Here is an 8,709-nt window from a genome sequence, read left to right as displayed (position 1 = left end):
GGACTTTTTCAGTGCCCTCCTTGATACCCCTCTCCTTTTTTACTTTATGAAAAGTTAACTTTGATATAAGGATATGGTATTAGTAATGTACAAGTTTGCTTGAGTACTTAGATAATATAATTGGATTTTTTATGTAGGATATTCAGTTTAAAGTTTCTAATACCCCATCAATCCGTTTAATATCATCCGCAAATTCAGGATAGTTTTGAACTCGTTCACGATAAGAAAGAAGCGCTTTTCTATATAACTCATTTGTTTGCAAGAATCCATCAGCTCGCGAAGCGATCATGATATCTAACCATTCACTGAACGTTTTTATTCCCATTGTATTATTGTTTTGATTTGGATGTATTCTGAAATAACTAAGTGCTTCTGGGATATAGACAGCTTTTCCTTTTGATAATAATAATAACCACGCTGCTAGATCATTAATAATAGAATATTGTTTCCCTTGGTATACACCGAATTTTTCAGTAAGGTCTTTTTTCCGAAATAATACTGTTGTTGGTTCACCAATGACATTGAGACAATGAGATAATGCGATATTTCCTAATGTTTTGCCGTCTAAGATTCTCGTTTCTGGATATAGTCTAGCCGTCGCATGTATAGGAGGGAGATGTTGACCAAACTCATCGATTAATTGTCGGTATGATGTGACTAGTGAAATATTCTCAAATTCATTAAAAAAATAAAGCATTTTCATAATTTTATCTTTATGAAATACATCATCATCCATTAAATAATTGATATATTCACCTGATGCTAAATCAAAGCATTTATGCCAGTTTTCAAGAAATAGATTTCGTTCATTTTTATAATATTTAATATTAGAAAATGAGTCTATATAAGGTACAAGCATTTCTTGTACACGATTATCTGAACTATCATCACAGATGATGACTTCTATATTTGGGTACGTTTGATTCAACACACTATCAATAGCTATCCTCAAAGTTTCCGGACGATTATAAGCCGGTATAACAATACTTACTAATGGAAGACTCATGATTACACATCCTTTATCCTGGATTAACTCGCTTGTTTTGATATCCCCCTCATTAAAGAGATTCCAATGATTCATATATTAAGAGCTATTTATCTTTGAAGGGTAAATCTACACCTAAAAAGCACATAATATTGTATTCGCTCATTGTGAACGGTATTCACAGTTTGGTGTAGAGTAATACTTCATTTAACATCTACATATAAATAAATCGATAAAAATGTGGTGTAATGTATGGATCTCTCAAAAGGAGGATAGATATGTCAACGAATCAAACACCTTTATTAACCATTCATTTATTTCTTTCAAAAGAGAAGGAATGGGATGGATTAGAGGAAAGATTAATTGAGTTAAAGAAAAGTGATATCAAGGTGAAATTGTACGAACCTGATGGTGCTTTATTGGATATAAACCCTAAGCATCCTCGCATTTATGTTTCATTAGGATCGGAATGGGAATTATTTAGTACACTTAGTGCTTTACCTATTCAAGAGAGAAAACGTTGGTTGCATTACAATTCACCTTCAGATATTCACCCATATAATCTATTCCATTGCTGGCTTAGTTACACTGATCCTCTTCCTATCAATAAAATCCTACCTCCAACTCACTTCACTTCCGAAAGACCTTTAATATCAGTGTTTACGGCCAGCTACAGATCTAAAGAAAAAATCCAAAGACCCTATCGTACCTTACTAAATCAAACGTATACCAATTGGGAATGGGTTATTGTAGATGACTCTGGTGATGAAGATGAGACATATAAACAAGATTTACTTCTATTAAATGATCCACGTGTAAGAAGATATCGGCAAGATTCTCGCAATGGTTATATCGGAGCCGTTAAAAGATATGCAGCAGGTTTGTGTACTGGTGAAATATTGGTAGAAGTTGATCATGATGATGAATTAACCCCTAACTGTTTAGAGAAAATCGTGCAAACTTTTCAAGAAAACCCTGATTGTGGCTTTGTTTCCGGGGATTGTACTGAGGTGCTTGAAGGAAGCAATGATGCACATTGGTATGGTTGGGATTGTGGATTTGGATACAGCTTACACTATCGAGTTTGGGTACATGAAATGAATCGATGGCAGAATGTGCACAAAAACACAACTCTTAATAGAACAACGATCAGTCACTTAGTAGGCTTACCGAATCATCCTCGTGCATGGACTAGAGATTGTTACCACCTTATAGGAGGCCATCGTGAAGAGTTATTAGTAGCAGATGATTATGATATGCTCGTTCGGACATTCCTATGTACTAACTTTGTATCGATTCCTGAACTTCTCTATGTTCAATATCGAAATAAACACGGTGATAACTCAACCTTTATTCGAAATCATCAAATACAAGTTCTCGTAAAAGAACTATATCATTATTATAATGAGAGAATACAAGAAAAAATGAAAGAATTAGGGTTACCAGAGGCGCAACCATATAATCGAATATGGGAGACAACTCTAGATCATCCTGCCCGTGCTACCGCTCATAAAATTCACGAACAATTATCCAAAATTTCTATTCTATTTCCTATTCCCTATTCAACACCTACAATTGAACATACCCAGTTATTTCATACACTCCAAAAAGGACTAGAGACCAACTTTAATGAGATCGAAGTAGTTATTGTAGGTCGTATTCCTGAAGAAATCGAGCTATTTGCATCGAAAGCACCTATGGGAGCCATCCGATGGTGGCCCATGGAGCCTACCGATTCATTAGAATCATGTATTGAATATGCAAAGTTTTGTGCATCATGTGCTGAGAAAGTAGTAGTAATGCCTTAAGGTGATACTCTGAAGTCCAATATAGAAGTAAAATCAAGTGATTTGATAAAGCTCGTATCAACTTAAAAGATACGAGCTTTTGAACGATTTCTTTCTATTTTTCATCAATTATTTATTTTCTCTCTATATAAATCATGATTCATCAAACTATATTGTGCCAACTCTTTATGTCTCGTAGATTTATACTTCATCATATTTCACTCACACTCATATATAAAACGAACTTTCTTCATTTATTGAGTAGATTTCTTCTTCCATGTACTTTTCAATGAAACAATTTTGTTAAAAACAATTCGTTCATCCGTAGTATGTTTATAATCCACACAATAGTATCCATGGCGGAGAAATTGGAATTTTTCTTCTTTTTTCACATTCAATAGTGATGGTTCGACCATACAATCTTTATAAATCACTAATGAGTTTGGATTCAATTTCTCTTCCCAACTCTTTGTTGCATCTTTTATATCAATATCCTCTAACAATAATCTATCATAATCATGAACTTCTGCTTTCAAACCGTGTGATGCAGACACCCAATGAATCGTTCCTTCTGGTTTGCGAGCATTAAAACCAGAGCCACTCTTTGTATTATGATCATACGTACAATGAATCTCAAGAATTTCATTCGTGTCCTCATCTTTTACAACATTTGTACATTTTATAAAGTAAGCACCGATTAGTCTAACCTCTTTACCGATTGACAATCTTTTGAATCCTTTCGAAGCTTGTTCCATAAAATCGTCTTTCTCAATAAATATTTCTTTTGTGAATGGAACAAGGCGACTACCTAATTGTTTATTCTCACTATTATTTTCAACCGATAGCATCTCTGTTTGGTTGTCAGGATAATTGGTAATTACTACTTTCAATGGTTTTAAGATGACCATTGCTCGATTGACTTTCGTTTTGAGACTCTCTCTTAATGAATGTTCCAGCATAGAAATGTCAACAGTACTTTCATTCCTTAATAATCCTATTTCATGTGTAAATTCATTAATACTTTCAGCTGTAAAACCTCTTCTACGCAAGCCTTTAATCGTTGGTAATCTTGGATCATCCCATCCATCAACATAGTTACTCCCTACCAATTCCTTCAAATAACGCTTACTCGTTACTACTCCTGTAATATTTAATCGCCCGAATTCTCTTTGTTTCGGTGCTCCTTCAATAGCTAATTCATTTAAAACCCATTCATATAATGGGCGATGGTCTTTAAATTCAATTGAGCAAAGTGAATGCGTAATTCCTTCTATAGCATCTTGAATCGGATGCGCAAAATCATACATCGGGTATATGCACCATTTATCACCCGTTCGATAATGGTTCACATGAAGAATACGATATATAACAGGGTCCCTTAAATTAATATTTGGAGAACTCATATTAATTTTTGCACGTAAAACCTTCGAGCCAGTTGGAAATTCACCTTGTTTCATTTTAGAGAATAGCTCTATATTTTCTTCAATCGTTCTGTTTCGATAGGGGCTTTCTATTCCTCCAGTCGTAAGCGTTCCTCGATATTCTTTCATTTCTTCTACAGTCAAATCACACACAAATGCTTTTCCTTGTTTTATCAAAGTCATTGCCGCATGAAAGATTTCTTCCGAGTAATCAGAGCCATAATAAATTCTGTTACCTGGATTAAATCCAAGCCAGTTTATGTCTTCTATAATACTTGTTACATATTCTATATTTTCTTTTAAAGGATTAGTGTCATCAAAACGCAAATGAAAATTACCGTTAAATTTTCTCGCCATTTCATAATTTAGTTGAATGGCATAGGCACTTCCAATATGCAAATATCCGTTTGGCTCCGGTGGAAATCGTGTACATATTGATCTTTTATATACGCCTTTTTCTATATCTGTCATAATTTCTTGTTCTAGAAAATTTCTGTGTAATTTATTCATTATAAGTACCTCCGACTTTTATTTATTAATGCAATTAAATAAATAAAAAAATCCCACCTCCAAGACGATCGTCTTGGGGACGAGATTTGAAAAATCGTGGTACCACCCCAGTTCGTTAATATGTCACCATATTAACCTCATCGAGTACGTCACCTAAGAAAAGCAGAAGCGTCTGTTGGACACAAATCAAATGGATGAATTCCATTCTACATTTTCAATAAGTGGTTATACCCTAGCTCTATAACAGGAGCTCCTGTCACACTATCCCCTTTTCGGTTCCAATGTGCTGCTCAGAGGCTTGCTTCAATAAGATCATTCTCACTCCTTTTCAGCTACCGGAGTTCTCTGTATAGAACATTTCTTATTTACTCTTCTCTTCATTGCATTTAATTTGATATATAGTATCATATGTTATTTTATAAAGTAAAGCTTCTATCTATAATTTGTTCATGATCTTTCCAGCATTTTATTAATCGCAAGAATAGCCTGCTTTGCAATCTCTTCATCCACAGTAATCACATTCACCGGCACTCCTTCCATAATGCTTTCTAAATTCCATAACAAATGCTTCGCATCAATTCGATTCATCGTTAAACAAGGACACATATATGGATTTAAAGAAATAATTTCTTTATCTCGATGTTGGTCGATCAACCGCTTTACTAAGTTCATTTCTGTACCAATTGCCCATTTCGAACCAACTTCGGCTTCTTTTATCATATCAATAATATATTTCGTACTTCCGTTAAAATCAGATTGTTCTACTACTTCATGTGTACATTCTGGATGTACCAGAATATTCATATCTGGGTGCTGCACTCGCACTTGCTTAATATTTTCAGATGTAAAGTTCTCGTGTACTGAGCAATGACCTTTCCATAGAATCATTTTACAATTATCCAATTTACCTTCGTAAACTAATTCATTGTTAATCGGATCCCAAACTGCCATCTGTTCCAGTGAAATTCCTAAATCATACGCAGTATTTCTGCCTAAGTGCTGATCCGGCAGAAATAAAATTCTTTCTTTTTGCTCGAACGCCCACTTTAACATGTTATGTGCATTTGAAGAAGTAACAGTTGCGCCTCCATTAAGGCCAACAAACGCTTTAATTTCTGCAGTCGAATTAACGTATGTTAGCGGGATCATTGTATTTCCAAACAGTCGCTGTAATTCTCGCCATGCGTGATCTGTTTGTTGAATATTCGCCATATCCGCCATTGAGCAGCCTGCTCTCATATCTGGTAAGAGAACTTTTTGATGATTTTGAGTTAATATATCTGCTGTTTCTGCCATAAAGTGAACGCCACAAAAAACGATAAATGATGCATCTTTTTGTTGTGCTGAAATTTGGGCAAGCTGAAGCGAATCACCAGTTGTATCACAATGTTGAATGACTTCTTCACGTTGATAATGATGACCTGGAATAAATAACTCCTTTCCTAGTTTAACCTTTACCTCTTTAATTCGTTCATGGACCTCTTCTTTCGACATCACATTATATTTCTCGGGTAATAATTGTTTTCCTACAATAGTTTCGAGCAAGCTCATCATCTGTTCTCCTTTACAGTGAAATACAATACCTTTGCACTTATGTCTAAAGCTTTCACGGAATGTGTTAAGCATCCAAGCGATATATAATTCACACCTGTATCTCGGTATGTATGTAAATTTTCAAGCGTAATTCCACCAGAAACTTCTGTAATAATAGATGGTGGTACTAACTTCACAAACTCTCGCACTTGATCAGGTGTACAATTGTCAAACATAATTACATCAGCTTCAGCATCTACCGCCTCTAATACTTGTTCTCTCGTAGACGTTTCTACTTCCACCTTCATCATATGTCCTGTTTTCGATTTAGCTAGCTGAACTGCTTTCGTAATACTTCCTAAGAAATCAATATGATTGTCTTTAATCATGACACCATCATATAAGCCGTAACGATGATTGCTCACTCCACCACAATATACTGCATACTTTTCCAGCATACGTAACCCTGGTGTTGTTTTTCGAGTATCACAAGGCTTTGTAGATGATCCCTTTAAAATTTTTGCAGCTTTTTGCGCTTCTGTCGCTATTGCACTCATACGTTGTACAAGGTTTAATATAACTCGCTCTCCCATTAACAACGCTGCAATATTTCCTTTTATATCTACTAACTGTTGTCCTTCTGTAATACATTCGCCATCACGAACATGCATTGTAATTTCAGCGCTTTCATCTACCATTTTAAAACCTGTTAGAATGACATTTCCTCCACAGAAAACACCGTTTTGTTTAGCAATGAACGTAAATTGTCCACTCTCAACACTTTCAAACAAAGATGTTGAAGTAATGTCTCTTTCACCGATATCTTCTATAAAAAAAGATTGAAGCATTTCTTTAAGCTTTAACTTGTTCATATACTACCCTTCCTTTAAGATGAGATTGACTAATTACGATTGATGCATTTTGCCAAGAAACTTTTTCAGTACAGCTATCACTGCGCTGGTGTGCTCCTTTACTTTTTTTTCGAAGGCGTGCACAATTTACAATACTCATGGCTGTTATGATCATAAACGCTTTCAGTACTTCTTCCTTCGATAATGATTGAAAGCTTTCATCTACTAAAGAAGATAAAGGAAATTGTTTTAACCATTGTGATAATTTGCGTAAACCTTCTTCATTTCTTTCAATTCCGGCATATTGAAACATGTTTGCTTGCAATTCTTTAATAATCGGTAGCAACGATTGCTTACATTCTTCCTTGTGCACTTCACTATTGATTTGTAGAGTTTGTATCGGATCATTACGTAGCATTAATCCAAGCTCTTTACCGTACACTAAACCTTCAAGTAAAGAATTACTCGCTAAACGGTTAGCCCCATGTACACCCGTGCAAGCTACTTCACCCACAGCATATAATCCTTTCACATTGGTTCTTCCTTGATGATCTGTTTCAATACCGCCCATTATGAAGTGACTAGCTGGTGCTACAGGAATTTTTCCTTCTCGCCAATTCATTCCGTAGCGCTCATATAATGCTGTGATAGCTGGAAAACGTTTATCGAAATTCTTAATCATGCTTATATCAAGAAAGATTTGTTGTCCCTCTTTCATATAAGAGAATATGGTTTGTGCAACAATATGACGCGGTGCTAAATCTCGTAATCTATGTATGCCTTCCATAATCGGAATACCATCTTGATTAATTAAAATAGCCCCTTCACCTCGAACAGCCTCAGATACTAAGCCACAAACTTTCCCATCAATATAAAATCCAGTAGGATGAAATTGAACAAACTCCATATCTTTCAATCGAGCACCAGCTTTTAAAGCAAGAGCAAATCCATCACCTGTTGCATTTTCACTATTTGTACTGTATGAATAGAGTGAGCCACATCCACCTGAAGCCATTACAATATGTGATGCATAATACTTCTGAATAGTATTTCTAGCATCTTTCGTAGCAGCGCCTATACATATACCATCTTGTGTTAAGAGTAAATCTACAACCATCTCATTCTCCCTAACTGTAATACTTGTATGCTGTATTTGACTTAACAAAAATTCAGCTAGTTCTTTACCGGTTGAATCTCCATTACAATGTAGAATTCTTCTTTCACTATGCGCGCCTTCTAAACCGTACACAAGCTGATTATACTCATCTCGATCGAACCTCATTCCTTGTGACAATAACGTATTAACAACTGAAACTCCCGAAGTAACCAAACGCTTCACAGCATCGCGATTATTATGATATTCGCCCGCTTCCATCGTGTCTCGAACATGGCTTTCAATTTTGTCGTATGATGCATGTGCTGCTGCAACTCCTCCTTGAGCTAAATATGTATTACTAGTTCTTACATTCGTTTTAGTCACCATGATTACTTTCTTCGTTTGACTAGCATATAAAGCTGTTTGAAGTGCAGCAATACCGCTACCAATAATTAATACATCACATTCAAATGAACTCATCATTACCCTCCTGATTTACAGGTGTCTTGACACATATATTTACACA

General features: G+C 35.4%; 6 protein-coding genes and 1 other annotated feature. Of the genes, 1 reads left to right on the top strand and 5 read right to left on the bottom strand.

Going from position 1 to position 8,709, the window contains the following annotated elements; genetic code table 11:
* Window positions 1-142 precede the first annotated feature (142 nt).
* Window positions 143-1,006, bottom strand: a complete 864-nt coding sequence (locus tag V7014_RS13365; protein ID WP_335507902.1) for a glycosyltransferase family 2 protein — start codon at window positions 1,004-1,006, stop codon at window positions 143-145.
* A gap of 257 nt (window positions 1,007-1,263) precedes the next feature.
* Between V7014_RS13365 and V7014_RS13360 the strand changes: the two genes are divergently transcribed.
* Window positions 1,264-2,793: a glycosyltransferase gene (locus V7014_RS13360; RefSeq protein WP_335507900.1), complete on the top strand. Its 1,530-nt coding sequence runs from the start codon at window positions 1,264-1,266 to the stop codon at window positions 2,791-2,793.
* Window positions 2,794-3,026: 233 nt separating this feature from the next.
* Here V7014_RS13360 and V7014_RS13355 read toward each other — a convergent pair whose 3' ends face one another.
* The 4 genes from V7014_RS13355 to nadB form a co-directional block, all read right to left on the bottom strand.
* Window positions 3,027-4,703 carry a glutamine--tRNA ligase/YqeY domain fusion protein gene (locus V7014_RS13355; protein WP_335507898.1) on the bottom strand — a complete coding sequence of 559 codons (1,677 nt, stop codon included), beginning with the start codon at window positions 4,701-4,703 and terminating at the stop codon, window positions 3,027-3,029.
* A gap of 72 nt (window positions 4,704-4,775) precedes the next feature.
* Window positions 4,776-5,093, bottom strand: a binding site (T-box leader).
* A 57-nt stretch (window positions 5,094-5,150) separates the two neighbouring features.
* Complete coding sequence (gene nadA / locus V7014_RS13350; RefSeq protein ID WP_335507896.1) at window positions 5,151-6,254, bottom strand: quinolinate synthase NadA; 1,104 nt, start codon at window positions 6,252-6,254, stop codon at window positions 5,151-5,153.
* On the bottom strand, window positions 6,254-7,108 hold the full coding sequence (gene nadC, locus V7014_RS13345; protein ID WP_335507894.1) for a carboxylating nicotinate-nucleotide diphosphorylase: 855 nt from the start codon (window positions 7,106-7,108) through the stop codon (window positions 6,254-6,256). The genes nadA and nadC overlap by 1 nt, the downstream gene beginning before the upstream one ends.
* On the bottom strand, window positions 7,089-8,663 hold the full coding sequence (gene nadB, locus V7014_RS13340) for an L-aspartate oxidase (RefSeq protein WP_335507892.1): 1,575 nt from the start codon (window positions 8,661-8,663) through the stop codon (window positions 7,089-7,091). Before nadB ends, nadC begins: the two co-directional genes overlap by 20 nt.
* Window positions 8,664-8,709: the final 46 nt, after the last annotated feature.

The organism is Bacillus sp. JJ722, assembly GCF_036963345.1.
Taxonomy (GTDB): domain Bacteria; phylum Bacillota; class Bacilli; order Bacillales; family DSM-1321; genus Bacillus_AD.
Note: the sequence above shows the minus strand (reverse complement) of the source record. Positions and strands in the feature narration are given on the sequence as shown.

Coding starts and splice junctions, on each gene's coding strand:
- V7014_RS13355 (WP_335507898.1), bottom strand. CDS start 4,703: ATGAATAAATTACACAGAAATTTTCTAGAACAAGAAATTATGACAGAT.
- V7014_RS13365 (WP_335507902.1), bottom strand. CDS start 1,006: ATGAGTCTTCCATTAGTAAGTATTGTTATACCGGCTTATAATCGTCCG.
- nadB (WP_335507892.1), bottom strand. CDS start 8,663: ATGAGTTCATTTGAATGTGATGTATTAATTATTGGTAGCGGTATTGCT.
- nadA (WP_335507896.1), bottom strand. CDS start 6,254: ATGAGCTTGCTCGAAACTATTGTAGGAAAACAATTATTACCCGAGAAA.
- V7014_RS13360 (WP_335507900.1), top strand. CDS start 1,264: ATGTCAACGAATCAAACACCTTTATTAACCATTCATTTATTTCTTTCA.
- nadC (WP_335507894.1), bottom strand. CDS start 7,108: ATGAACAAGTTAAAGCTTAAAGAAATGCTTCAATCTTTTTTTATAGAA.